Source organism: Sinorhizobium arboris LMG 14919, assembly GCF_000427465.1.
Lineage (GTDB): Bacteria > Pseudomonadota > Alphaproteobacteria > Rhizobiales > Rhizobiaceae > Sinorhizobium > Sinorhizobium arboris.
In genome coordinates, this window is the sequence record NZ_ATYB01000014.1 from 923,046 (window position 1) to 946,117 (window position 23,072).

The window sequence follows — 23,072 nt, forward strand, 5'->3', positions numbered from 1 at the left end:
CAAGACCGCATGATCGGCCGCATTACCGGAGGGCCACGGGCGCTTTAGAAGTAGTCAAGTTCGTCAAACCGAGTGTCGCCGACATAGACGTCACCGAGCGTGCGGAAGCTGATGCGGGCGCCGATCGACCAGTCGTTTGCAAGCGAACTGTCGGTGTCCCGCTCCTGCTTGTAGACGATCGAGAAGAGCGTGTCCTGGTCGTCATAGGTGATGCCGATGCCGTTGCGGGAGACGACGCCCGCGTCGATGTCGTAGGTCACGGCGCCAAATACCGACCAGTAGTCGTGGAACCTATAGGCGGCAGCAGTCTGAATTTCGTCCTGATCGAACGGCGAACCGTAGGTCGGCTGCGCTTCGATCCGCGTATAGGTCAGAGCGGCCTGCCAGTTCAGCCCGAGATAGCCAACGGTGGCGTCGGCCCGGCGCAGAGAGAAGTCGTTTTCGTCCAGCCGGCCGGAGAGGCTAGCCATCAGACCGGAGGGTGCATCGATACCAAGCATGGCGACATAGTCGGAGCTGTCGGTTTCGAGGCCCGAATCCGCTCCTGCCTTGACGAGATCGTCCGTCGCGAATGAGTTGAGGCCGCCAAGGTGAAACGATTGACCGGCGATGGCGCGCAGACCGTAGCCGTTATCGAAACTTCCGGTATAGCGGAAGCCGATATTGGCGCGCGTACCACCCTCGATGCGATCGTAGCCGGAGAATTTGTCGCGGTCGAAAAGATTGGTCGCATCGAAGACGAAGCTCTGCGCGTCCTCGTTCGGCAGCCCGCCGGCGTGCTGCTCGTCGGGACGCGCATAGAGCTGCGCGATCGGTTCCAGAACATGACTGCTGGTTTCTCCGGCGAAGAGGATCGGATAGCGAGCCTCGAGTCCGGCGGTCAACATCCGGCGTGTCTCGGCATCGCTGCCCGAAAAGCTGCCGGTATAGCCGACCGGATCATCCACGTTGATACCCAGAGCATCTCCGCGGGCGGCCAGAAGCGGCGTCAGCACAAGCCCGCCGGGCGCAATGTAGGTCCGCTTCCACTCGAGCTCGCCGGTCAGCCTGTGGGAGGTTCCCTCCAGTCCGCGGAAGCGTTCGACGCCCAGCACGTTCACCCTGTCGAGGCGGTTGCGTTTGATGTTCGTAAGGTTGAAATCGGCGTTGAGTTCGCCGCCGAGGATCGGTTCCGGTGCGGTGTAGGAATAGTCGAGGACCTGTGCGATCGGCTGCTTGTTTTCGTCAATGCTGTCCGGGTCGGCATCCTGAATATCGAAATAGAAGGCGCGCAGGTCGAAATAGTTGCGTTTGCCGAGGCCGGTCAGATAGGCCTGGTTGACGTAGGTCGTGCCGTCGAAGGTCGACAGATCGTAGGTCTTGGCGAAATTGTTGTCCGATTGGACGAGAACGTTCCAGCCGAAGCTCCAGCGCGGATTGATCTCGAACTTGCCCCGCGAAGCGATCATGCCGCGATTGGTTTCCATCGCATCGACGGTTCCCGGGGTAAACTGCTCCCGGTCCATCTGGCTGATGCCGGCCACGTTGAGCGTATGCAGACCGTTGTGGAACTGCTGCCGGAATTCACCCTCGAGAAGGAAACCCTGTCGGGTCAGCCCCGTGCCGGTGATCGTCGCGTCCATATAGGGCGAGATCGCCCAGTAGTAGGGCACGCCCACGCCGGCCCCGAGTTTTTGCGTATAGCGGAACTGGGGGAACAGGAAGCCGCTCTTGCGCTTGACCGTATGATCCGGGATTTCCATGACAGGAATGTAGGCGATCGGCTTGCCGAAGAGCTCGAAATAGGCGTGCTCGAGCCGAATGGTCCGGGTGCGTCCGTTCTGGATGATGCGCTGGGCCTTGATGTGCCACAGGGACCGGTGTTCCGGCTTGGTGTTGCACGGGGTGCATGCGGTGTAGACGGCCTTGTTGAGGATGAATTCCTCGCCGTTACGCCTTTCGCCGGTTTCCGCCGCGAGGCGCGTCAGATCCGTCGTCTCTATTCTCAGGGCCTGGACGAAGCCGTTGCCGAAATCGTCGGTGACGTCCATCCGGTCGGCATAGACGATGTTGCCGCCCGGCTCGATCAGCTGGATATCGCCGGTCGCGAGGATGCGGCCGGATTTCTGGTCGTAGTCGACCTGCCGGGCCACCATCTTGTAGCCGCCATATTCGATCTGGACATTGCCGCGCACGGTCACCTTTTCCGTGTCGCGATTGTAGACAAGCTCGTTGGCGGTAAGCAGCAGCTTGGCGTCGGCCGGAATATTCGGCTGCAGATCGTCGATTCGCGTCGCTGCATCCTGCGCCTCGGCTGGCGCATTCATTCCGATGGCAAGCGTATGCAGCGCCACACCTGCGAACAGGGCAGCGTTGGTAAGCTTCATGCGTTTGCGGTTGCCTGCCGCCACTAGCCATCCTCCTGGTGCAGTAGAATCGTCGAGCCCAGCGCCATCGCTACAACAACCGGCAGCCAGGCTGCAACGAACGGAGGCACAATGCCGCTGCTCCCGAATGCTTTGATAAGCACGGTGACGACATAAAGCACGAAGCCCGACAGGATTCCACCGAGAATCACTGACCGAGATTGGTTGAACCGGCTAAATTTTAGCGAGACGCAGGCGGCGATCAGCGTCATCGCGACGAGAAGCAGCGGCAGCGACATGAGAGAGTGAAATTGCGTTTCCAGGCCGTTGGTGGAAAAGCCAAAGGACTGCGCCACTTCGATCTTCCGCGGAAGTTCAAAAAACTGAATAGAATCAGCCTTTGCCAGACGCTCCTGAACGAAGTCCGGTTTCGGATTGGTGCGAAGTTGTGCCGTTTCCATACGGCGCGGCAGACGACCGACTTCCGTTTCCACGACGCCGTTAAGAAGCCAGTAACCATCTTCCAGTTTCGCCGACTTCGCATCCTGCCGGAGCGTGATCGCGCCCTGTGGATCGAAGTGGATAACGGTCACGTTGATCAGCTCGGTGCCGCCGTTCTGGACGGAGCGCGCGCCGATGATCGTGTCGGTGCCGTCGTAGATCTGCCGGAGCCAGGGAATTGAGTTCGCGGCGGCCGAACGGGAGGAGCCCCATTCCGCCTCGAGGGCTTCCGCCTTCTTGGTTCCCCAGGCGGCGAGCGGGTTGAGCACGATCACGGCAAGCACGCCGAAAAGCAATGCGCCGACTACGAACGGACGCAGGAATTGCCAGACGGAAATACCGGCCGCCCGGGTTACGACCAGCTCATAGCGCCGGTTGAGCGAGATCAATGCAGCCATTGCTGCAAAAAGCGCGACGAAGGGCACCGTTTGCTGCAGGATCGTCGGAATGCGAAACGCGGTCATCAGCAGCGCGCCCGAGACCGTGTAGTGCGGCAGGTTCGACATGCGGCTGGTCAGCTCGCTGAAATCGATGATGAAGATCAGCGCGAAGATTCCGATAAGGAACCAGAGGGTGGTGCGGACATAGCGCTTGAAGAAGTAGCGCCCGAGGGTGTTGAAAATCATGACGGCTGCTCCCCGTCGGCGCCCGCCGGCCGCACGAGCCGAAGCCGGACCATGAGGTCAGAGAGCTTTTCCTGCCATGTCATGGGTATGTCGAGCCGGCGGTTGCTGGCAAGCTGCTGTATGGCGAGGGCAGCGGTCACCAGCGGGATCAGATACATCAGCGGCACGAACCATATGGAATCTTCGGCGCTGTTGGCTGCATAGAAGGTCATCCACCGGATGACCAGAGCCGCTCCAAGGGCGCTGACCATCGGGTGCACCCGCGCCTCGCGATGCGAGCGGGCATCGCTGCTGACCACAAGGGCAATCAGGCCGAAGAGCAACGGAAAGGTCCATTCGGTAAAGCGCCGGTGCAGTTCGGCGGAAAAGGCGAGCGGGGCTCTCTTGTAGGCTGGATCGTCGGGATCGGGGTCGAGGAGATAGAAGAGATCGCGATCCTTGGCGCGGATATTGGCTTCTCCCGCCATCCTGGTCAGATCCGTCAGATCGAAGGCATAGGAGTCGAATTTGATGATGGAAACGTCGCCGTCCGGCAGCTTGCGGTGAACCTCCCCATCCTTCATCACGAGCGCGGAACGTTCCTCGTCGACCGCCCCTTCACGCGCATAGTAGACGAGCTCGAAATTCGGATCGCGCGCATCGGCGACGAAGATGCCGTGCAGCACGCCGCCGCTGCGGCGGGCACCCACCTGCACGTAAAGCCCGTCGGTAATTTTGCGGAAGGCGTTCTCCTGGACCACGGAGGCGAGCAGGTCCGCATGGGCGGTCGCGATCATTTTGCGTACCGCAACACGCGAATAAGGCTCGACGAAGTTGTCGATGGCGAAGGAGAGCACGCTCAGTCCGGCCGCGAGAAACATCACCGGCCGGATGATGGACATGCGCGTACTGCCGGCGGCACTGAGCACCGTAAGCTCCGAATCGGTGTTCATGGCGCTCAGCGTCTGCGTCACCCCGATCACCAGCGCGAACGGCAGGATGATCGGCACGACCGACGGCAGAATCAGAGTCGCGAGCTTCAGAAAGGCGATGATCGACTGACCGCTGTCGGTGACGAGGTTGACATTGGTCAGTGCCTGCGTGGTCCACACGATGCCCATCAACGGCAGGAGCGTCGCCAGGAACATGATCGTGGCGCGCCGGAATATGTAGCGTTCGATCAGCTTCATAGCCGTATCCGGTCCAAGGTCCTGCCCAAGTTCGTGTGCCGTTCGGTTGCGGACGAGTCCGTGATCTCTCTGCCGGCCAAACCGGCCTTCCTCGTCCCCGTGCCGCGAATCGGAATCTGCGGCAACAGGGAAAATATAAGCCGAAGAACTTCGGTTAACCGCATGTAAACATGTGCGAGCATCTTGCCAAGCGCCTGAAAAGCGAGAAGGGTGCGCCCCACAGCTTCGATCACCGCCGACGTCGCGAATGTCGGTCACTGTAGCCGTCCGGTAACAGGCCGGACGCCACCGTCAGAAAGTGCCTGGAGTCCTGCATGCCGATGAAGTTCGAGTTTTCCTTCAGCAAATCCTACCGCCCGGCGGGCGGCGTCGCGGTCCTCCTGCAGGTTGCAGGGGGCAAGGAAGCAGCCGGTGCGGCCGTTGCCGACCCGGAGGGCGTTCTTGGGAAGGCAGCGAAGGTCGGCAAGTTCAAGGGCAAGGCGCTCTCGACCCTCGACGTCATTGCGCCGCATGGCTCGCCGGCCGATCGGATCGTCCTTCTCGGCCTGGGTGACGCGGCCGGAATCGGCGATCACGACTGGCTGAAGGCCGGTGGCGCCGCGGCCGCGAAATTGCGGTCCGCCGAAAAGATCACGGTCTTTCTCGACGCGCCCGGCGCCGAAGTCACCGGCAAGGCAGCCGCGGATTTCGCCCTTGGCATGGAGATGAATGCCTATAGCTTCGAGAGCTACAAGACCCGGAAAACGGATGATGAGCCCAAGGCTGCGCAGAAACCGGTGAAAGTCACGATCGTCACGGGGACGGTGATCGCGGCCAAGAAGGCCTTCGCGACTACCCAGGCGGTCGGCGAAGGCGTATTTCTGGCACGCGATCTCGTCAATGAACCCGCCAACGTGCTCGGTCCCGTGGAGTTTGCCGCGCGCGCGAAGGAGCTGGAAAAGCTCGGCGTCGAGGTGGAGATCTTGACCGAGCGAGAGATGAAGAAACTCGGCATGGGCGCACTTCTCGGCGTAGCGCAAGGTTCCTCCCGTCCGCCGCGGCTGGTCGTCATGCAATGGAAAGGCGGGAAGACCAAGGACAGGCCGGTCGCCTTCATCGGCAAGGGGGTCGTGTTCGACACGGGCGGCATCTCGATCAAGCCCGCTTCCGGCATGGAGGATATGAAGGGCGACATGGGCGGGGCGGCGACCGTGACCGGCCTCATGCATGTCCTTGCCGCGCGCAAGGCGGCGGTCAACGCCGTCGGCATCATCGGACTGGTGGAGAACATGCCGGACGGAAGTGCCCAGAGGCCGGGTGACATCGTGACGTCCATGTCCGGGCAGACGATCGAGGTGATCAACACCGACGCCGAGGGCAGACTCGTGCTGTGCGATGCTCTCTGGTACTGCAATGATCGTTTCAAGCCGCAGCTGATGATCGATCTCGCGACACTGACCGGCGCGATCATGGTGGCACTCGCCACTCACTACGCCGGACTGTTCTCGAACGACGACCGGCTGGCGGAGCAGCTGCTCGCAGCCGGCCTTGCCACCCAGGAGCGGCTGTGGCGGATGCCGCTGGGCAAGGAATATGACAAGATGATCGACAGCAAGTTCGCCGACATGAAGAACACCGGGGGCCGCCATGGCGGCTCGGTAACCGCGGCGCAGTTTCTGAAGCGCTTCGTCAAGGACACGCCCTGGGCGCATCTCGACATCGCCGGCACGGCCATGGGCTCGCCGGCGGACGAGATCAATCAGTCATGGGGCTCGGGTTTCGGCGTTCGTCTCCTCGACCAGCTGGTGCGCGCGAACTACGAATCGTGACCGTTCGTGCGGCAGGTGTACGGGAGAGGGCGGAATGACCGAGATTCTTTTCTATCATCTGACCGAATCGAAGCTCGAGGACGCCCTGCCTCCGCTGCTCGACAAGAGCATCGAGCGCGGCTGGCGGGTGGTCGTGCAGACGGTCGACGCCGAAAGGCGCGATGCACTGGATACGCATCTTTGGGTCTATCGGGACGACAGCTTCCTGCCGCACGGCACGGATGCGGACGATTTCGCGGCCGAACAACCGATTCTCATCGTTTTCGATGACGGCAACCGGAATTCCGCGACAGTGCGCTTTCTCGTCGACGGCGCCGAACCGCCGCTCGTTTCCGAATATGAGCGGGTTGTTTTCATGTTCGACGGCTATGACCAGAAGCAGCTTGAGGCGGCGCGAGATCAGTGGAAGCGGCTCAAGGCCGAGGGGCACAATCTCACCTATTGGCAGCAGAACCGTGACGGAAGGTGGGAAAAGAAGGCGTAATCGCTCGAGTGAGCGATGGTCTCTGACGGACCCCCTCACCACTGGGCCATATACACAACTAAGGGGGAGGGGCTCGGATGCCGCGCCCTCTTTCCGCAGTCGTTCTCCGAGAATTCCAGCTGGGCTGCTTTAGTCACGAGATTGTCGCAAGCGCCTGGCCCTCCCCTTGCGGGGAGGGGTCAAAGCCCATTCCATCAGTCGTGGAATGCCTCGACGAATTTGCGGCGGCCGAGCATGAAGGCGTCGGCGACATGCCGGAGCGGCGCCAGGTCGACATCCGATCTGCCGGCTTTGATGATCTCGGCGAAACGCCGATAGAGCATGGGGTATTCCTGTTCGGGCTGCTCGTGGACAATCTTCCCGTCGAGCGCGAGTTTGGCGCCGCCCTCGGAGAGCACCATTTCGCCCGCGTCCGTCGCGGCGACGATGTCCCAGCTCTGCTTGCCCGTCTGGCGCCAATCGAACTCGGCAGCGACATGGAGCTTTTCCGCATCGCTGAAGGCGATCGTGGCGGCGATCGGCGCGTCCCGGTTCTCGGGAAATTCGAGCGTCGCGGAGGTGATGAAGACCGGACGGGGCAGGATGTGGGTCATGATCGAGAGCGCGTTGATGCCCGGGTCGAAGACGCCGAGCCCGCCTGCAGCCCAGATCCACTCCTGGTTCGGATGCCAGTGGCGAACATCTTCCTTCCAGATGATGCGGACGTCACGAATGGCGGTCGATGCCAGAAACGCCTTTGCCGCTTCGACTGCCGGGGCATAGCGCGAGTGCCAGCTTGCAAAGAGCGAGACGCCTTTGTCGTCCGCAAGCGCTTCCAGATCTGCGACCTCGCTCAAAGTGGCGCCCGGCGGCTTTTCGAGGAAGACGTGCTTGCCGGCGGAGAGTGCCGTCCGTGCCGCCTCGTAGCGGTACTGCGGCGGCATGCAGAGCGAAACCGCCTCGATCGCCGGGACGGCGTCGAGCATGGCGTCGATCGACTTGAAATTGTCGATGCCGTCCACGGTTCCATGACGGCTTGCTGCTGCGATCAGCCGGTAGTCCGCGTCCTTCGCAAGCGCCGGCAAATGCTGGTCACGCACGATTTTGCCGACACCGACGATGGCAATGTTGATTTGGGACATGGTGTTTCGCCCTGATTAGTATGATTATTCCGGGACCCTTGTAGCAGATTGGAAACGACGGACAAGCCGGCGACCCGTTGCAAGAATTATCCTAGCCGCCTGGGTGGACAAGATGGGATGCAAATCTATCTTGTCCGTCTTCTTGCCTCTCGATGGATTTTTCGGAGCGAAGTCAGGATCTGCGATGCCACATATTCGTCTTGCGACACGGGTCGAGCTCGATACGATCATCGACTGGGCCGCCAAGGAGGGGTGGAATCCCGGGCTCGAAGATGCCAACGCCTTCTGGGCCGCCGATCCGGAAGGTTACTGGGTCGCCGTCGAGGAAGAGCGGCTTGCCGCTGCCATTTCGCTTGTGCGCTATGGCAGCGGCTATGCCTTTCTCGGACTTTACATCGCGGATGAGGAGTATCGGGGCAGGGGCATCGGCCGCGAACTCTGGCAGTGGGCAATTGCACGGGCCGAAGGCCGGACCGTCGGCCTTGACGGAGTCGTGGCCCAGCAGGAGAACTATCGGAAGTCGGGTTTCAACTGGTCGCATGCGAACATACGCTACGGCGGTGTGGCGAATGTAATCGAGCCGCCCGGCACGGAGCTTGTCGATGTGGCGCCCGTGCATGCGGCGGCACTGATCGATTATGACATGAGGTTCAATCCCATCCGGCGCGAGGCGTTTCTGCGCGAATGGATCAAGCAGCTGCAGACGCGCAGAAGCGTGGTCCTGCTGCGTGACGGGGCAATCGCCGGTTACGGAACGATCCGAAAGTGCCGCGAAGGCTACAAGATCGGACCGCTGCTCGCCGATAGCGAGACCGGGGCGGATCTTCTGTTTCGCAAGCTCGTGACCGGCACAGGGGGAGAACGGGTCTATCTGGACGTCCCGGAACCGAATGCGTCGGCAAGGGCGCTTTGCACGCGCTACAACATGAAGCCGGCTTTCGAGACCGCCCGCATGTATCGCGGACCGGCGCCCGATCTGCCGCTTGCGCGGATTTACGGGATTACGACCTTCGAGCTCGGTTGATTGGCGAAGCGTTTTCTGCAGGCAAAGAGGTACGCCCCCGTTCGCGAGCTCGGCGCCACGCCTTGAGACTACGCACTTCCTCACGGAAAGGCGCTAGACGCTTTCCCATGAGGAAGTGCTCTAGCCCGCCATCGCTTCCTCGTATTCCGCCGACAGTTCCAGCCATTGTTCTTCCGCGGCAGCAAGCTTTTCGGCCGCATCGGCGCGTTCCTTGGCGCGTTGCGCGGCTTTTGCCGGAGCCTTCTCGTAGAGGGCGGGGTCTGCAAGCTCCGCATCAAGGGCCTGAATCAATTTCTCCAGTTTGCCCGTCAAGGACTCGATCTCATTGATCTTTTTCCTCAGAGGCGCCAATGAGGCACGCTTGTCGGCATTGGCCTTGCGCTGGTCCGCCCTGGAGAGCGCCTCATCCGAGCCGTTCGATCTGGGCTTTTCGTCCCTGGGCTTCGGCCCTCCCACGATCAGTCCCCGATAATCCTCGAGATCGCCGTCATAGCTGGCGACGGTCCCGTCGCGCACCAGCCACAGCCGGTCGGCCGTCGCCTCGATCAGGTGCCGGTCGTGGGAGATGAGAATGACCGCGCCGGAGAAATCGTTGAGGGCGGCGATGAGTGCGTTGCGGCTGTCGATATCAAGATGGTTGGTGGGCTCGTCGAGGATAAGGAGGTTCGGCGCCTCGAAGGCGGCAAGGCCCATCAGAAGGCGCGCCTTCTCGCCACCGGAGAGATCCTTGGCCGCGGTGTCCATCTTTTCGGTCGCCAGTCCCATCTGCGCCACGCGGGAGCGCACCTTCGCTTCCGGTGCTTCCGGCATGCGGCGGCGCACGTGCTCCACGGCGCTGTGCGTCGGCACGAGATCGTCGAGCTGGTGCTGGGCGAAGAAACCCACCTTCAGTCCCGGAGCGATCCGCACCTCGCCCGCTTCCGCATCGAGGCGTCCCGCGATGAACTTCGCAAAGGTCGATTTGCCGTTGCCGTTGGAGCCGAGCAGGGCGATCCGGTCGTCCGCGTCGATGCGCAGATTGAGCCTCTTCAGGACAGGTTTGCCCGGTTCGTAGCCGACTGCGCCGCCCTGGATGGCGACGATCGGCGAGGCCACCTGCTTCTCCGGATCGGGAAAGGCGAAGCCCTGGACATGGTCTTCGATCACGGCTGCAACGGTGCCCATCCGCTCCAGCGCCTTGATGCGGCTCTGGGCCTGACGGGCCTTGGAGGCTTTTGCCTTGAAGCGATCGATGAAACTCTGCAGATGCTTGCGGGCAGCCTCGTTCTTGGCCTTCGCCTTCATCTGGAGTTCGTCCGCCTCCGCCTTCTGCCGCTCGAACTGATCGTAGGAGCCGCGATAGAAGGTGAGTTTCTTCTGATCAAGGTGAACGATCGCGCTCACCGCGGTGTTCAGGAGGTCGCGATCGTGGCTGATGATGATCACGGTGTGCGGATAGCGGCGGATATAATCCTCGAGCCACAGGGTTCCTTCGAGGTCGAGATAGTTGGTCGGCTCGTCCAAGAGCAGGAGGTCCGGCTCGGAAAAAAGGACCGATGCAAGCGCGACGCGCATGCGCCAGCCACCGGAAAAGGAGGAGGCAGGACGCTTCTGCGCCTGGTGGTCGAAGCCGAGCCCGGCGAGGATGCTTGCCGCGCGCGCTTCCGCCGAATGGGCGCCGATGTCGGCGAGCCGCGTCTGGATCTCGGCGATCCGGTGCGGGTCGGTCGCCGTCTCCGCTTCGGCGACCAGCGCCGTGCGTTCCCTGTCGGCCTTGAGCACGATCTCGATCAGAGGTTCTTCCGTCCCCGGCGCTTCCTGCGCGACCTGCCCGATCCGCGCGTTCCTGGGCAAGGAAACGCTGCCGGCTTCCGCCGCAAGCTCGCCGGTGATGACCCGGAAGAGCGTCGACTTGCCGGCGCCGTTGCGTCCGACGAGACCGGCCTTCGTGCCCGCGGGAAGCGTCACGGAAGCGTTATCGATGAGCAGACGGCCCGCAATGCGGGCGGAGAGGCCGGATATCTGGATCATCCGGGCCTTTTGCCCGGACTTTTTTGGGAAGGCAAGAGGCTCGCGTCACGGCTTTCGCCTTCGTGCGAATAAGAACTCCGGGGCCATTTTCAAGGGAGGATTGTTATGGATTCATGGACAACGTGTTCCGATAATCAATGCTTCCCATCCTCATCATGAGGCCCCACATCTTCCCATGGAGAGCACGAGAATGCTCTTCTGACCCTTTGATCGGACCGGGCGCCATCGGCGAGGCCACCGCGTCCGGAATAGTGCCGATCATGGCGGTCGCGACGAAACCCTCGTTCAAGCGAACGACCGATCAGGAGTGATGATCATGAGGAACGCAATCCATACTGCTCTCGCCGCTACGCTCGTGGCCACAGCCGTTCTCGGCGGTGCATCCGCAGCCTTTGCCGGCGGCAGCTATTATCAGGGTGTCAGCGACAAGCCGCTCTACACCGAGCGCGCTCCGCAGGCACGCGGCGCCGCGGTCATCCGCCGCGCAGACGGTTCGATCGATCGCACATCCACCGGCTCGGTCGGCTATGCATCGCAGCCGAAAGTCGTCTCCGGCGGTGAAGGCGAATATTACCAGGGCCTCAGCCGTTAAGGCTTGCGGTCGATGAGTCACGGAGCAGGGCGCGGCCTCCCACGCATCTCTTGCTCCGCCACGAACGAAAGGCCCGGTTCCGCTTGAACCGGGCCTTTCGTGTTCGGACTGACCTTTGAAAGCGACGTACTTCCGTGCGGAAAGTCGTTTCGCACAAAGTCCCCGTATAGGCTTCGCCTTTATACTTGACGATCAGAGTCAGCAATAATATGCCGCCTTGCTAAAATGGAAGGTGGCAATGGGCGGCTCAAGCGAATTTTCGGTAGCTCCGTTTTGTGTTGCAAGTCTGGCCGCGCGGGGGCATCGGCCGGCGCTGCTGTTGCGCGGCGGGCGGATCGTCAGCTATCACGAACTTGCCGAGCGCGTTGCGCGTCTGGCGCACCAATGGCGCGGCGATCGCGGCCTGGTGATGATCGAAGCCGACCTTTCCGAGCACGCCGTCGTCGCTTATCTGGCGGCCCTAGAGGCCGGTCACGCGGTCGCCCTCTGCGGCCCCGCTTCGATGGTCAAGGATCGCGACGTCCTCAAACCGGACTATTGCTACCGCCGTTTCGATGGCCGCTGGCGCATGGAGCGGCTGAAGGGAGACGCGATCGCGCCGCATCCCGAACTTGCCGTCCTGCTCTCGACGTCCGGCAGTACGGGATACGGAAAATGGGTGCGCCTGTCGCACATGAACATCCAATCCAACGCGCGGTCGATTGGCGAATATCTCGGCCTGACCGCAGCGGACCGAGCCTGCCTCATCCTGCCGCTCCATTATTCCTACGGGCTTTCCGTTCTGAGCGCCCACCTCGCCGTGGGCGCGAGCGTCTACATGCCGGGCCGATCGATTCTCGAAGATGGCTTCCTCGATGAACTTGCGCAGAGCGGCAGCTCCAATCTCTCCGGTGTTCCCTATTCCTATGACCTCCTGGAAAAAGTGGGATTCCGCGACCGGGATTTTCCGAAGCTGCGTTTCATGACGGTGGCCGGCGGACGCATGTCGCCGGAACTCGTTCGCCGCTACAATGAGCATCTTTCGGCGCGCGACGCGTGTCTTTTCGTGATGTACGGCCAGACAGAGGCGACGGCTCGGATGGCCTATATGCCGCCGGAACGTCTCCGGGGCAGGGAAGACCGGATCGGCATCGCGATTCCGGGCGGTAGCCTGACGATCGAGGATGAAAATGGAAGGATAATCTCCAGCGCCGATCAGGCCGGCGAGCTTGTTTATCGCGGCCCGAATGTGATGATGGGCTACGCGTCGTCACGCGCCGATCTCGCGCGGGGGGCCGAACTGTCGGAATTGCGGACCGGCGATCTGGCGGCAAGAGACGTGGATGGCTTTTTTCGGATCGTGGGACGAACGAAGCGGATATCGAAGATTGCCGGCCTCCGGATCAGCCACGACAGTCTGGAAGCGGCTCTTGAGCGGCAAGGCGTCGCTGCCGCGGTCGTCGGCAACGACACCGAAGTCCATGCCTATTATGCAGGAAGCCGCGATCCGGATGAAGTCCGCCGCCTGCTCGTCGAAGCGAGCGGCCTGACATTGCTGCATGTCCGTGCTTCGCGCCTGGACAACCTTCCGAGAACGGCTTCCGGCAAGATCGACTACCCGGCCCTTGCCGTCCAGTCGGCTGCGGGGGCGTGCGCCAGTTCGGAAGAGGGGAGCGTGGAGGCACTTTTTACCCAGCTCTTCTATCCGAGGAGGGTTCGATCGGAGGACAGCTTTCTGTCGCTTGGTGGCGATTCGCTCCGGTTTGTTCAGCTTTCGATCGGGCTCGAGAGAACCCTCGGAGAACTGCCGGAGGCCTGGGAAAAGCTGTCGATCGGCGAACTCGCTGCCCTGAGCGGCCGCGAGCGCAAGTACCGCCAGATCGGCACGGATCTGCTGATCCGGGCGCTGGCGATCCTGCTGGTCGTGGTTCACCACGAGACACTTTGGCCCATTCCGGGCGGATCCGCTGCGATGGTCATTCTCGCCGGCTTCGGTCTTGCACGATTCCAGAGCGGGGCGTTGTTCTCGGGCGCGATAGGAAGGCTGCTGCGGCCGCTTACGCAGATCCTCGTTCCCTATTATCTGATCGTGGCCGGCTACGCGCTCGCCTGGGGCGACGTGCCCTGGGCTTCGGTCTTTCTGGTCGGCAATTTCGGCTTTGCCGATCCGGGACGCCACAGCATGGTGCCCTATCTCTACTGGTTCATCGAAGCCTACTGCCAAATGCTGCTTTTGTTTGGCGCTCTTTTTGCTGTTCCGTTCGTCCGGCGCGCGGCGGCGAAGAGGCCCTTTGCCGCCGGCATGGTGCTGTTCACCGCGGCCTTTGCCGCCCGCATGGCTTTTCCGCTTCTCGTCGATATCGGCAACCGCCAGATATTCACCCTTCCATGGATATTCTACATGGCTGTGCTGGGCTGGTGTGCGGCAATGGCCGCAACGTGGAAAGAGCGCTCGATGGTGATGCTGGCAGGAACAGGCGTATTCCTGTTCCTCGGGCTTTATGAGGGCGTCTGGATCGGTACGAAAGTCAAATATCTGCTGCAGATCGCCGTATTGGCCGCGCTGCTTTTCCTGCCGCGCATTCGCATGCCGCAATGGGGTTCGCGGCTGATCCTGCCGCTGTCTGCAGCGGGCTTCCATATCTATATCCTGCACCGTTTCGTGCCTGAATTGCTGCTGCTGCAGATCCAGCCGTTCCTCGCGCCATCCGCCTTTGCCCTCTGCTCCATCGTCGGCGGCATCGCGCTTGGGATTTCCGCCTGGCTGGGGCAGCGTCGGCTCATCGCATGGCTTGCCTGCGCCCGAGGCGGGCGCATCTCGCTTGCCCCGGCGGGCGGGCTTGGGCCGGGGTTCGCCTCAGTCGGCCCACTTCTCGCCCTCGGTCCGCAGGAAGAAAACCAGGTCCAGCGTCAGTGAGGGGTGCTTAAGCGCGGTCAGGGTCGCATGCGCCTGGCCGCGGTGATGGGTCTGGTGGTTGAAGAAATGCGCAAGCGTCCGTCCGAGTCTTTCCGTGATCTCGACGGGATTGGTCAGCGGAGAATAGGTGATGCGCCCTGCAAGACGCTTCTCGTCGAGGCTGTCGATCCACGCAATGATCCGCTCGTCCTCGGCTACCCTCGCCGCCGTCAGTCCGATCAAATCGTCGTGCAGGATGGCGTCGAGCCGAGAGGGCGCTTCGCCGTCTTTCGTAAATCGCTTCATCCAGATACGGTCTGCCGCGAGGATATGGTTCAGCGTCCCGTGCAGCGAGCCGAAAAACGCTCCCTTGTTCTCCCGGTATTCCGAGTCCGACAATTCCGAGGCGGCAGCATAGAGCCGCCTGTTGGCCCAGCGATTATAGTCGGCGAACATTCGGTAATGGTCGTGCATCGGCAATCTCCTGGATCATGGTGATTCGAGAGCGGGATGAGGAAAGCCGCACACACGTTTCCCGAGCCCGCTCTCTTGTGATCGGCCACACTATCGTGAATTGGTATTCCGGTGTCGAATGCTACTCATGAAATTTAATGATTTGATCCGCCGGCGGCGTTTCCCTCAATGTCGCTCGGGAGCGAAAATAGAGGAACCTGAATGACCCGCAAACTCTATGCACTCTCTGGAGCCGACAAGAGCCGTCCGTTTTCGCCCCATGTGTGGAAGACGAAGCTATCGCTCGCGCATAAGGGGCTTGCCGCCGACATTGCCGCGGTCGGCTTCACCGAAATACCGAGACTGGAGGAGGGGGCGACAAAGATCGTTCCCCTGCTGCGCGATGGAGAAAAACTCGTCAGCGACAGCTTCGATATCGCGCTCTATCTTGAAGAGACCTATCCTGATCGTCCCTCCCTTTTTGCCGGGGAAGGCGGCAAGGCGATGGCTCGGTTCGTCGAGGGCTGGTCGCAGACAGCCCTGCATCCGGCGATCGTGCGCATCGCAATCATGGACATCCATGACAGCCTCGATCCCGTCGATCAGGCCTATTTCCGGGCAAGCCGCGAGGAACGCTTCGGCCGGTCGCTGGAGGCGGTTGCCGAGGCCGGGCGAGGAGACCTCGAAACCTTCTCGACGAAGCTCGAGCCGCTTCGCCACATGCTGAAGTTTCAGCCCTTCCTCGGCGGCGGCGGACCGCTGTTTGCCGACTATATCGTCTTCGGCGCGTTGCAATGGGCGCGCATCGTTTCTCCACACCGCCTGCTTGCCCCAGGTGACGTCGTCACCGATTGGTTCGAGCGCTGCCTTGACCTTCACCACGGCCTCGGCCGCAGCGTGACAGCGGCGTGAAACTGGAGCGCCAGGCGGCGAATCATCGCCGCGCCCCCTTGTTTTGCGAGGAATTGGCGGCTAATGAACCGCCACTTCTCAAGAGCAAGGGAAATTGAGCCAATGGCGATTGAACGTACCTTTTCGATGATCAAGCCGGATGCGACGAAGCGCAACCTGACCGGCGCCATCACCAAGATGCTGGAAGATGCCGGCCTGCGCGTCGTCGCCTCGAAGCGCGTCTGGATGAGCCGCCGCGAAGCCGAAGGCTTCTATGCCGTCCACAAGGACCGCCCGTTCTTCGGCGAACTCGTCGAGTTCATGTCCTCCGGCCCCACCGTGGTACAGGTTCTCGAAGGCGAGAACGCCATTGCCAAGAACCGTGAAGTCATGGGTGCCACCAACCCGGCCAACGCCGCCGAGGGCACGATCCGCAAGGTCCACGCTCTTTCGATCGGCGAAAACTCGGTTCACGGTTCCGATGCCCCGGAAACGGCTGCGGAGGAAATCGCCTATTGGTTCTCCGGCACCGAGATCGTCGGCTGATCCGTAGACCAAGGAAGTAATCTTCAAGCCGGGGCGGCAACGCCCCGGCTTTTTATGTCGGACAGCTTGCGGTCTCGAAACGCTCCGGCGCCTTGCCGTTCTTGAAGACCTCGGGATTCTTGTCGTAGGCCGGCCCCTCGACAAGGGCCTTCGCCGGCATCACGTCCTGGTCGATGTCCGAGATGACGGTCGTCTCCAGCCTCTGTAGCGAGGTCCCGTCCGGCCCCTTGACTTCGATGGTCACGGCATAGGGTTTCTGCTTCTTTACGCAGGTAATGTCCGGGCTTTCGAGGACCACCTTGTTCAGCTTCGGGAAAAGCTTCCGTTCAAGCGTCAGCGGATTGCCGCCGGCAGGATTTTCGAAGGTTGCCACGACGGTGCTGCCGTCCGGAACCGGCTGCGTCTTGTTGAGCGTGACCATATAGGTCGCATAGGCCAGCCGATAGTTGAACACGAACATCTTGCCGGTCAGTTCCAGCGGGTCCCGGCCGCTGTCGCGCTGACAGCCGGCAACGACCGCGGCGAGCAGAGCGGATATCATCAGGGCTTTCCTCATGGCTTCGGTTCCTCTCTGCTGCGGCGATAATGGCGCCTGGCCTTCGTACGGTTGCCGCAAACGGCCATGTCGCACCATGTTCTGCTCCGGTTGCGGCTGCGGTCGAGAAAGAGCCATGCGCAATTGGGGCATATTTTCAGCCGTCCCGATTCCGGGCCGGCAACGAGACCAAGCGCCGAACGAGCCGTGGCGACATCGAGAGGCGTGCCTTTGCCATCGTTCGCGGTTTGACGCAGGATGGTGGCGATCGCATCCAGGAGGTCCGCCAGGAGATCGGGCCGGTCTTCCGTCTGCACCAGGGCGCGAAAATGGCGATCCGTGGCCTCCCGCAAACCGATGAATGCGTCCCGGCGTTCCGGCCGCGTCGCAATCAGCGTTCCGAAACGGTCCCGTTCGGCACCGTAAAGATTGGCCGCCGCGGCGAAGCCATCAATTGCCTCCGGGTCTTCGAAGCGATCGATCCGACGCTGGGGATCGAAGCGCAGGACAACGGAATTGGCGACGTCCAGCGCGAGCGCGCCGCCCGAGAAACGATGTGCGGTCCAGGTGAAACTCATGCGACAATCCTAACTGGCAAAATGGATTTTACCAGTTATAGTATGCTTGTCACCACCCGGATGTGCCATGGCCTACTTTCTGCAGCAGATTGCCAACGCCGTGCCCGTGGCCGCACTTTATGCGGCGCTCGCCTTCGGATACGCGATCGCCTTTGCGGTCACGCGGCGGGCGGACCTGACCTATGGCGCGCTATTCGCCTTTGCCGGACAAATCTTCGTACTCTTCTCGGACGTCGGCTGGAATCGGCTGTGGCTTGTGTTGCCCGCGGCGCTTGGGCTAGGGGCTGCGGCGGCCGTGACATTCGGCCTCGGCGCCGGTCTCGTTGCCGGGCGCTACGTCATGCGGCCCCTGGCCTTTTCCTCGGCGAACGCCGTGGTCGTCGCTTCGCTCGGAACCCTGTTGGTGTTGATGGAAACCGCCCGGCTTGCCTCCGAGACAAGAAGTCTCTGGCTGCCGCCCTTCCTGAACGAGGTGGTCGTGTTCTGGCCGAATCCCGCCTTTCCGGTCGCGCTGACCATGGTCCAGCTCATCAACACCGCTTTCATGGTGGCCCTTGTCGCCGGCGGCCATTGGCTGTTGAGCCGTTCCCACGCCGGCCGTTATTGGCGCGCCGTGTCCGAGGATCGCGAGGCCGCCGCACTTTGCGGTGTCGATCCGGGACTGGTCTATATCGCCGCCTATGGCGTGGCGTCGCTGATCGCCGCCTTCTGCGGGATTCTCGCGGCTTCCTATTACGGCAATATGGATTTCGGCACCGGCCTGACCTTCGGCGTAAAGGTCCTGTTCATCGCGGCCATCGGCGGGCAGACTGCGCCGTTGTTCGCTGCACTGGGTGCAGCCGGCATCGGCCTCATCGAGACGCTGTGGAGCGCCTATGGTCCGATCCTCTGGCGGGATTTCGCGATATTCGGCTTCCTGGTGATCGTGCTCGTGGTAACGCGCCGGGAAAAGATCATTCCTTGATCCAGGCGGGACAAGGTGCGTCGCGGTTTTCTCCCGCATTCAGGGGTTGAAATCACCCACGCGTCCAGCGGCCGCGGGCGGCATCGTCCGCGTCCTTCGCGCTGACCCAATCGCCTGCGCTGCCGTCGGCGTGATGTTCCTTCTTCCAGAAGGGCGCCGATGTCTTCAGGAAATCCATGATGAAATTCGCGCCGTCGAATGCCGCCTGCCGGTGCGGGGAGGCGGTTATCACCAGGACGATATTTTCCCCGGGCGCCATGCGTCCGAAGCGGTGGATGGCGGTTGCGGCCTGCAGTCGGAAGCGCTCGATTGCCTCGCGGCAGATGCGTTCCATTTCCGCCTCCGCCATGCCGGGATAATGCTCGAGCTCGAGCGCGCTGAGCGCTCCGGCCTCGTCGCGGCACAACCCGGAAAACGTGACCACCGCACCGATATCCGTCCGCCCGCGGCACAGCGCGGAGACCTCGGCGGCGATGTCGAAGTTGTCGCGCTGGACGCGTACGGTGATGGGGACGGTCATGACCTCAGCCGCCCGTCATCGGCGGGAAGAGGGCGATCTCGCGGGCGCCGGCGATCGGCTCGCCGTGCTCAACATGCTCCTGGTTGATCGCCGCCCGGATGACGTTCGAGTGCTCGAATGCCGCGGCATATTCCTCGCCACGGGCTTTCAGGTAGCCAAGCAGGTCGGCGACCGTCACGACATCCTCCGGCAGTTCCAGTGTTTCCTCTGGCCTGCCGATGCGCTCGCGAACCCAGGAGAAATAGACGAGGTTTACCGTGCTCATTCGTTGACCACATGTTTGAGGCCGGCGCGGAAATAGTCATAGCCGGTGTAAAGGGTGATGCCCGCCGCAATCCACAGAAGCAGGATACCGGCTTCCGTCACATAGGGCACTATCTTGTCGCCGGCCGGACCGGCGAGCAGGAAGGCGATCGCCACCATCTGGATCGTCGTCTTCCATTTGGCGATCCGCGTCACCGGAACGCTGACCTTGAGGGCTGCAAGATATTCGCGGAGGCCGGAAACCAGGATCTCGCGGCAGAGAATGATGATGGCGGCCCAGATCGACCAGCCGGCGATCGTCCCGTCGGCGGCGACGAGCAAAAGGATCGACGCGACCAGCAGCTTGTCTGCGATCGGGTCGAGCATACGGCCGATATTGGAGGTCTGCTTCCATATGCGGGCGAGATAGCCGTCGAAGAAGTCCGTGATCGAAGCCATGACAAAGAGGATGAGCGCGGTCCAGCGCGCAAAGTCCGAGCTGTGAAGCCGTCCCTCGATGAAGAAGCAGAAGACGATCAGCGGTACGATCAGGATACGGAAATAGGTCAGCAGATTCGGGATGCTATAGGCTATGGGCGTTGGCATGGATTCGGTTTCTCTGGACACGACAGTCCCTCATTTCCCGCGATCTGGGGTCATCGGCGCGATCGATTTCTAGTGGTCGAAGCGGGATGCGGGCGGAAACGCCGAATGACTTCCTCATCCCCTCCGGGTTCAGCTGTACAGAATGACTTTGCGACCGTAAGGTCAACAGATCATTGCGTGACGCCCGTCATATTTGGCGGATTTCGTCTGAACGCAGGCTGAATTGCGCCGCCACGATTATTTGGCGGCGTCCTCGTGGAAATGTTCGTAGACGAGACGGGCGACCGTTTCCGAAATGCCGTTTACCGACATCAGGTCGTTGATGCCCGCGCGGGAGACGGCTTTGGCGGTTCCGAAATGGGTGAGGAGCGCGCGCTTGCGCGTCGGACCGATTCCGGCGATCTCGTCGAGCGGATTCTTGACCATTTCCTTTTTCCGGCGAGCGCGGTGCGAGCCGATCGCGAAGCGGTGCGCTTCGTCGCGCAGACGCTGGATGAAGTAGAGGACCGGGTCGCGCGGCGGCAGAGCAAAGCTCTCCCGGCCTTCGGCGAAAAAACGCTCGCGGCCGGCATCGCGGTCGACGCCTTTGGCGACGCCGATCGCCGTCACGCAATCTTCTATGCCGAGTTCGCTCAGAATCGCGCGAACGGCCGTCATCTGGCCTTGGCCGCCATCGATCAGGATGACGTCGGGCCACGCAGGGAAAGCGGCATCTTCACCCGGCTCCGCGGACCGGTCCGGCTTGCCTTCCTCTTTCAGGAGGCGGGAGAAGCGGCGCGTCATGACCTCGCGCATCATGCCGAAATCGTCGCCCGGCGTGATGTCGGTCGATTTGATGTTGAACTTGCGGTACTGGCCTTTGACGAAGCCCTCCGGCCCCGCCACGACCATGCCGCCCACCGCATTGGTGCCCATGATGTGCGAGTTGTCGTAGATCTCGATGCGGCGCGGCACGTAAGGGAGCTGGAAGGTTGCGGCGAAACCTTCGAGCAGGCGCGCCTGCGAAGCGGTCTCGGCAAGCTTCCGGCCATGCGCCTCGCGGGCGTTTGCAAGCGCATGCTCGACGAGATCCTTCTTCTCTCCGCGCTGCGGCACCAGGATCGAAACCTTGTAGCCGGATTTCTCGCTGAGCGCCTGTGCAAGCAATTCCTGTTCCTCGATGGGTGCGCAGAGGAGGACCTGCCGAGGGCAGGGCTTGTCGTCGTAGAACTGGGCGAGAAAGGCGCTGAGCACTTCGGCGGCCGGAAGCGCAGGGTCCGCCTTGGGGAAATAGGCGCGGTTGCCCCAGTTCTGTCCGGTCCGGAAAAAGAACACCTGGATGCAGGAGATGCCGCCTTCGTGATGGATGGCGAAGACGTCGGCCTCCTCGACGCCGGCCGGATTGATGCCCTGGTGGCTCTGGACGTGGCTCAGCGCAGCCAGTCGATCGCGGTAGAGCGCCGCACGCTCGAAATCGAGACTTTCCGAAGCCTCGGCCATGGCGGCGGCGATGGTTGCCTTGACTGCCTGACTTTTGCCGGAGAGGAAGTCCTTGGCCTCGCTGACCAGTTCCGCATAGCCGGCGTCGCTGATCTCGTTCGTGCAGGGCGCGGAACAGCGCTTGATCTGGTAGAGCAGACAGGGGCGCGTGCGTGTCTCGAAAACGCTGTCGGTGCATGTTCTGAGCAAAAAGGCGCGCTGCAGCGAGTTGATCGTCCGCCCGACCGCTCCTGCCGAGGCGAAGGGGCCGAAGTAGTCTCCCTTGCGGCTGCGCGCGCCGCGGTGCTTGTAAAGTGCCGGCGCACGTGTATCGCCGGTGACGACGATGTAAGGGAACGACTTGTCGTCGCGCAGAAGCACGTTGAAGCGTGGACGCAGGCGCTTGATGAGGTTCGCTTCAAGCAGAAGCGCCTCGATCTCCGTCCTCGTCGTCACGAATTCCATATGCGCAGTCTCGCGAACCATGCGCGTGATGCGGTTCGAGTGGCCGCGCCCCTGGGCATAGTTGCTCACCCGCTTCTTCAGGCTGCGGGCCTTGCCGACATAGAGCACGTCGCCCGCCTCGTTCAGCATCCGGTAAACGCCGGGCCCGTTCGGCAGGCGCTTGACCAAAGCCTGTATGAGTTCGGCTCCCTTGAGGCCCGCCACTTCCGGCCGGCTCTCCGCCCATCCAATTTCGGGCGCAGTCCGTTCGACCTCGGGCAGTTCGATCAGATCGTCTTCGTCCTCGGTTTCCGTGCCGTCATAGAGGATGCCGCCATCCGTGGGCGTCTGCCCGTTCATTCCACTATCTCCCGAATATCCGGCGTCTCCCAGGCAAGATGCTGGCCGCCGTCGAGCGCGATCATCTGTCCGGTAACCGACGGCGTGTCGAAAAGGAAGCGGATCGCACGTCCGAATTCATCGAGCGCCGGACCGCGCCTGAGGATAAGCGCCTCGACCTGCGCCTGGAAGTCGCGGGGGTCCTGCCGGTCGTTCGGCAGGGTCGGGCCGGGCCCGATGCCGTTGACGCGAATGTCGGGGGCGAGCGCCTGGGCCATCGTCCGGGTTGCCGTCCACAGCGCCGATTTAGACAACATATAGGAATAAAAGCGGGGATTTGGAGACCAGACGCGCTGATCGATGACATTGACGATGAGACCGGAAAGGCCGTCCGGCCGCTGCAGTGCGAAATCGCGGGCAAGCAGGGATGGGGCTTTGACATGCAACGCGAAGTGCCGCTCCCATATCGTCTCGTCGAACTCGGCGAGGCTGTCCTTGTTGAACACCGAGGCATTGTTGACGAGGAGGTCCAGCGGACCGAGCAAGGCCGTTGCCTCTGCGACGAGCCGGGACGTCGCGCCGATTTCGGTAAGATCGGCCCTGAGCGCAACCGCCCTGGCGCCGGTCGTTCTGAGCGTCTCGGCGAGCGCCTCCGCTTCGGCGAACGATCCGTTCGCGTGTATGGCGAGTGCGAAACCGTGCTCCGCGAGATCCTCGACTATCGCTCTGCCGATGCGTCGGGCGCCGCCGGTAACGAGCGCCGCCTTGAGTGGTCTTTTCAACGTTTCGTCCTGCTTCTGCGAATCCTATTGCCAGAAGGGAGAAGATATAGGCTGGAAACGGTCGCCGAAACTCTCGCCGGCTGATTCATTTCTGAAAAATTAACGCGAAAGCAGTAATTTGCATTATTTTGTATTGCTATAGTATATCTTTTGTTAAT

At 61.9% G+C, this 23,072-nt stretch carries 21 protein-coding genes; 8 read left to right on the forward strand and 13 right to left on the reverse strand.

Translation table 11 applies throughout. The features are described from left to right. Window positions 1-44 precede the first annotated feature (44 nt). From SINAR_RS0115505 to lptF, 3 genes are read right to left on the reverse strand one after another with little or no spacing between them, the layout of a single operon-like run. Window positions 45-2,390, reverse strand: a complete 2,346-nt coding sequence (locus SINAR_RS0115505) for an LPS-assembly protein LptD (RefSeq protein ID WP_027999953.1) — start codon at window positions 2,388-2,390, stop codon at window positions 45-47. Next, on the reverse strand, window positions 2,390-3,472 hold the full coding sequence (gene lptG / locus SINAR_RS0115510; RefSeq protein ID WP_027999954.1) for an LPS export ABC transporter permease LptG: 1,083 nt from the start codon (window positions 3,470-3,472) through the stop codon (window positions 2,390-2,392). Before lptG ends, SINAR_RS0115505 begins: the two co-directional genes overlap by 1 nt. Continuing rightward, window positions 3,469-4,641, reverse strand: coding sequence for an LPS export ABC transporter permease LptF (gene lptF / locus SINAR_RS0115515; protein WP_027999955.1), 1,173 nt, complete (start codon window positions 4,639-4,641; stop codon window positions 3,469-3,471). The genes lptG and lptF overlap by 4 nt, the downstream gene beginning before the upstream one ends. A gap of 314 nt (window positions 4,642-4,955) precedes the next feature. Here lptF and SINAR_RS0115525 point away from each other — a divergent pair, with 314 nt between their 5' ends. Together SINAR_RS0115525 and SINAR_RS0115530 are read left to right on the forward strand one after the other, a co-directional pair. Next, window positions 4,956-6,449, forward strand: coding sequence for a leucyl aminopeptidase (locus SINAR_RS0115525; RefSeq protein ID WP_027999956.1), 1,494 nt, complete (start codon window positions 4,956-4,958; stop codon window positions 6,447-6,449). A gap of 34 nt (window positions 6,450-6,483) precedes the next feature. Beyond that, window positions 6,484-6,933, forward strand: a complete 450-nt coding sequence (locus SINAR_RS0115530; RefSeq protein WP_027999957.1) for a DNA polymerase III subunit chi — start codon at window positions 6,484-6,486, stop codon at window positions 6,931-6,933. A gap of 194 nt (window positions 6,934-7,127) precedes the next feature. Here the strand turns inward: SINAR_RS0115530 and SINAR_RS0115535 are convergent, their stop codons facing one another. Then, window positions 7,128-8,054 carry a Gfo/Idh/MocA family protein gene (locus SINAR_RS0115535; RefSeq protein ID WP_027999958.1) on the reverse strand — a complete coding sequence of 309 codons (927 nt, stop codon included), beginning with the start codon at window positions 8,052-8,054 and terminating at the stop codon, window positions 7,128-7,130. A gap of 184 nt (window positions 8,055-8,238) precedes the next feature. On the opposite strand from SINAR_RS0115535, the gene SINAR_RS0115540 reads away from it, so the two are divergent. Beyond that, entirely contained in the window at window positions 8,239-9,078 is an 840-nt protein-coding gene (locus tag SINAR_RS0115540) for a GNAT family N-acetyltransferase (RefSeq protein ID WP_027999959.1), read from the forward strand. Between the two features lie 120 nt (window positions 9,079-9,198). Here SINAR_RS0115540 and SINAR_RS0115545 read toward each other — a convergent pair whose 3' ends face one another. Continuing rightward, window positions 9,199-11,088 (reverse strand): ABC-F family ATP-binding cassette domain-containing protein, encoded by a 1,890-nt coding sequence (locus SINAR_RS0115545; protein ID WP_027999960.1) that lies wholly within the window; start codon window positions 11,086-11,088, stop codon window positions 9,199-9,201. 310 nt (window positions 11,089-11,398) lie between these two features. Between SINAR_RS0115545 and SINAR_RS0115555 the strand changes: the two genes are divergently transcribed. Both SINAR_RS0115555 and SINAR_RS0115560 read left to right on the forward strand, forming a co-directional pair. Further along, a complete protein-coding gene (locus SINAR_RS0115555; RefSeq protein ID WP_027999961.1) occupies window positions 11,399-11,680 on the forward strand; it encodes a hypothetical protein in 282 nt (93 codons plus the stop codon). 238 nt (window positions 11,681-11,918) lie between these two features. Beyond that, window positions 11,919-14,576, forward strand: coding sequence for an AMP-binding protein (locus tag SINAR_RS0115560; protein WP_027999962.1), 2,658 nt, complete (start codon window positions 11,919-11,921; stop codon window positions 14,574-14,576). Here the strand turns inward: SINAR_RS0115560 and SINAR_RS0115565 are convergent. Further along, window positions 14,517-15,029 (reverse strand): DinB family protein, encoded by a 513-nt coding sequence (locus SINAR_RS0115565; RefSeq protein ID WP_027999963.1) that lies wholly within the window; start codon window positions 15,027-15,029, stop codon window positions 14,517-14,519. The genes SINAR_RS0115560 and SINAR_RS0115565 overlap by 60 nt on opposite strands. Window positions 15,030-15,230: 201 nt before the next feature. Here SINAR_RS0115565 and SINAR_RS0115570 point away from each other — a divergent pair, with 201 nt between their 5' ends. Next, window positions 15,231-15,920, forward strand: a complete 690-nt coding sequence (locus tag SINAR_RS0115570) for a glutathione S-transferase family protein (RefSeq protein WP_027999964.1) — start codon at window positions 15,231-15,233, stop codon at window positions 15,918-15,920. 102 nt (window positions 15,921-16,022) lie between these two features. Continuing rightward, window positions 16,023-16,445, forward strand: a complete 423-nt coding sequence (gene ndk / locus SINAR_RS0115575) for a nucleoside-diphosphate kinase (RefSeq protein WP_011974973.1) — start codon at window positions 16,023-16,025, stop codon at window positions 16,443-16,445. A 52-nt stretch (window positions 16,446-16,497) separates the two neighbouring features. Here ndk and SINAR_RS0115580 read toward each other — a convergent pair whose 3' ends face one another. Both SINAR_RS0115580 and SINAR_RS0115585 read right to left on the reverse strand, forming a co-directional pair. Continuing rightward, a complete protein-coding gene (locus tag SINAR_RS0115580) occupies window positions 16,498-17,001 on the reverse strand; it encodes a hypothetical protein (RefSeq protein WP_027999965.1) in 504 nt (167 codons plus the stop codon). Then, complete coding sequence (locus SINAR_RS0115585; protein WP_027999966.1) at window positions 16,998-17,558, reverse strand: CGNR zinc finger domain-containing protein; 561 nt, start codon at window positions 17,556-17,558, stop codon at window positions 16,998-17,000. The genes SINAR_RS0115580 and SINAR_RS0115585 overlap by 4 nt, the downstream gene beginning before the upstream one ends. A gap of 67 nt (window positions 17,559-17,625) precedes the next feature. Here SINAR_RS0115585 and SINAR_RS0115590 point away from each other — a divergent pair, with 67 nt between their 5' ends. Then, complete coding sequence (locus SINAR_RS0115590) at window positions 17,626-18,522, forward strand: branched-chain amino acid ABC transporter permease (protein ID WP_027999967.1); 897 nt, start codon at window positions 17,626-17,628, stop codon at window positions 18,520-18,522. A 52-nt stretch (window positions 18,523-18,574) separates the two neighbouring features. Here the strand turns inward: SINAR_RS0115590 and SINAR_RS0115595 are convergent, their stop codons facing one another. The 5 genes from SINAR_RS0115595 to SINAR_RS0115615 form a co-directional block, all read right to left on the reverse strand. Beyond that, the gene (locus SINAR_RS0115595; protein ID WP_027999968.1) at window positions 18,575-19,042 is read right to left on the reverse strand and encodes a molybdenum cofactor biosynthesis protein MoaE; all 468 of its coding nucleotides are present in this window, start codon (window positions 19,040-19,042) and stop codon (window positions 18,575-18,577) included. Between the two features lie 4 nt (window positions 19,043-19,046). Continuing rightward, complete coding sequence (moaD, locus tag SINAR_RS0115600) at window positions 19,047-19,307, reverse strand: molybdopterin converting factor subunit 1 (protein WP_027999969.1); 261 nt, start codon at window positions 19,305-19,307, stop codon at window positions 19,047-19,049. Beyond that, entirely contained in the window at window positions 19,304-19,891 is a 588-nt protein-coding gene (gene pgsA, locus SINAR_RS0115605) for a CDP-diacylglycerol--glycerol-3-phosphate 3-phosphatidyltransferase (RefSeq protein WP_027999970.1), read from the reverse strand. Before pgsA ends, moaD begins: the two co-directional genes overlap by 4 nt. A 237-nt stretch (window positions 19,892-20,128) precedes the next feature. Beyond that, on the reverse strand, window positions 20,129-22,153 hold the full coding sequence (gene uvrC, locus SINAR_RS0115610; RefSeq protein ID WP_027999971.1) for an excinuclease ABC subunit UvrC: 2,025 nt from the start codon (window positions 22,151-22,153) through the stop codon (window positions 20,129-20,131). Beyond that, window positions 22,150-22,914 (reverse strand): SDR family oxidoreductase, encoded by a 765-nt coding sequence (locus tag SINAR_RS0115615; RefSeq protein ID WP_027999972.1) that lies wholly within the window; start codon window positions 22,912-22,914, stop codon window positions 22,150-22,152. Before SINAR_RS0115615 ends, uvrC begins: the two co-directional genes overlap by 4 nt. Window positions 22,915-23,072: the final 158 nt, after the last annotated feature.